Raw genomic sequence first — 2,101 nt, 5'->3', positions numbered from 1 at the left:
GCACCGCCGCGCCGCGGCTCACCCGGCGCGCAGGACGTCGAGGGGCAACCCCTGGCCGAGGCCCCACATCTCCGCGAGCCCGCCGCCCGAGCGCGCCGCGCCGACCGCCCGCGGACGCGACCGGGAGCCGCGGGTCGACGCGCGCCGCAACCGGGAGCGCTCGGCGCACCTCGCCCGGATCATCGTCCACGGGCTGCGCCCCCGGCTCCGGTGAACGGGCCGGTGCCCGCGAGCGCCGACCGCGCCACCTCGGCGGGCACCCGGCGGTGCAGCAGCGCGAACACCAGCAGCACGGGCGCGAGGACCAGCAGCGTCCCCGCGCACAGCAGGGGCACGTCGGTGCCCCAGCGCCCCTGGAACGCGCCGAGCACGCCCGCCGCCGTGCGCTGCCCCGGGTCGTCCACCAGCACGATCGCCAGCAGGAAGTGGTTCCAGGTCCACGTGCACAGCAGGACCGCCAGCGACGACACCGCGGGCCGCGCCAGGGGCAGGTGCACGCGCCGGAACAGCTGCCAGGGCCCCGCGCCGTCCAGCCGCGCGCTGTCCGACAGCTCCGGGGGCGCGCCGGCGAAGTGCGCCCGCGTCCAGAACACCGCGAACGGCAGGTGCACCGCGACCAGCGCCGCCACCAGCCCCCACCGCGTGTTGAGCAGCCCCAGGTCGCGCACCTGGTGGTACAGCGGCGTGACCACGGCCTCCAGCGGCAGCACCAGCCCGAGCGCGAACAGCCCGAACACCACCCGGTGGCCGGGGAACCGCAGGTGCCCGAGCGCGTAGCCGGCCGGCACGGCCAGGGCCAGGGTCGCCGGCACCGCGCAGAGCACGACCAGCCCGCTCGACGCCAGCAGGCGGTCCACCCGCGCCGAGCGGAACGCGGTCGCGAAGTTCGACCAGTGCGGGTCCTCGGGCCACGTCAGGCCGCGCGGGTAGGTCCCCGGCGGGTGCAGCGCGGTGACGAACAGGTCGGCCAAGGGCGCCAGCGTCACCACGACCAGCGCGGCCAGCAGCAGCGAGCCCGCCACCCGCTCGCGCCGCCCGGCGGTCACCGCGACCACCGCAGCACCGGCGCCACCACCGCCAGGACCAGCACCACCAGCACCACCGCCAGCGCGGAGGCCAGCCCCACCTCCCGGTGCGCGAACGCCAGCGAGAACACCTCCAGCCCCGGCACCGCCGTGGCGTCGCCCGGCCCGCCCTGCGTGGTCACGTACACGACGTCGAAGCTCGCCAGCGCGGCGGTGGTCGTCACGGTCGCGCACACGCCCAGCTCGCGGCGCACACCGGGCAGCGTGACCGCGCGGAACTCCCGCCACGGTCCGGCGCCGTCCAGCCGCGCCGCCTCGTACAGCGCCGGGTCGATGCGGTCCACGCCCACCAGCAGCAGCGTCGTGCACAGGCCGAGCAGCACCCACGCCCCGATCACCCCGACCGCGGCCAACGCCGTCGACGAGTCGCCCAGCCACGCCCGCGCGACCCCGCCCAGCCCCACCGCCGCCAGCAGCCGGTTGACCGCGCCCGTGGACGACAGCAGCAGGCTCCACGCGAACCCCGCCGCGACCAGGGGCACCGCCTGGGGCAGGAGCAGCACCGCCCGCACCGACCGGCTCCCGGTGGCGCGCCGGAGCACCGCGGCGGCCGGCAGCCCCAGGGACAGCGGCACCGCCGTGAAGAGCACGACCAGCACCAGCGCGTGGCCGATCGCGCCGAACAGGTCGGGGTCGGTGAGCACCGCCAGGTAGTTGTCCCACCCGACCCAGGTGGACGGACCGATCCCGTCCCACCGGTACAGCGAGTACTGGACCGTCAACGCCAAGGGGCGCAACACGAACACCGCGTACACGGCGAGCGCGGGCAGCACGAACAGCCAACCGATCAGGCGCGACACCGGTGGTTCACCCGCCGATCTGCTCGGCGTAGTCGTCCTGCACCCGCCGCAGCAGGTCCTCCGGGCTCCGCTCGCCGGCCGCCAGCTCCTGCAACCGCGGCGTCCAGCTCTCGGCCAGGACCGCGCCGGTGGCGTTGGCGATGAAGTCCATGCCCGTGCCGCCCGCGACGACCTCGGCCGCGGCGGCGAGCGTCGTGGCCGTGACCGAACCCGGCT

Annotated in this window: 4 protein-coding genes; 1 reads left to right on the top strand and 3 read right to left on the bottom strand. The window is 76.7% G+C overall.

Translation table 11 applies throughout. From position 1 onward, the window contains the following. Nucleotides 1–214 (top strand): hypothetical protein (locus ACFV4N_RS43145; RefSeq protein WP_499678489.1); only part of this gene is annotated, 214 nt, incomplete at its 5' end. Here ACFV4N_RS43145 and ACFV4N_RS43140 read toward each other — a convergent pair. From ACFV4N_RS43140 to ACFV4N_RS43130, 3 genes are all read right to left on the bottom strand, one after another. Further along, entirely contained in the window at nt 180–1,055 is an 876-nt protein-coding gene (locus ACFV4N_RS43140; protein ID WP_499678488.1) for a carbohydrate ABC transporter permease, read from the bottom strand. The genes ACFV4N_RS43145 and ACFV4N_RS43140 overlap by 35 nt on opposite strands. Then, the gene (locus ACFV4N_RS43135) at nt 1,043–1,885 is read right to left on the bottom strand and encodes a carbohydrate ABC transporter permease (RefSeq protein WP_499678487.1); all 843 of its coding nucleotides are present in this window, start codon (nt 1,883–1,885) and stop codon (nt 1,043–1,045) included. Before ACFV4N_RS43135 ends, ACFV4N_RS43140 begins: the two co-directional genes overlap by 13 nt. Nucleotides 1,886–1,892: 7 nt before the next feature. Beyond that, nucleotides 1,893–2,101: hypothetical protein (locus ACFV4N_RS43130; protein WP_499678486.1), on the bottom strand; the 209-nt coding region annotated here is incomplete at its 5' end.

Origin of the sequence: Actinosynnema sp. NPDC059797, assembly GCF_042732085.1 — a bacterium.
Classification (GTDB): Bacteria; Actinomycetota; Actinomycetes; order Mycobacteriales; family Pseudonocardiaceae; genus Actinosynnema.
Note: the sequence above shows the minus strand (reverse complement) of the source record. Positions and strands in the feature narration are given on the sequence as shown.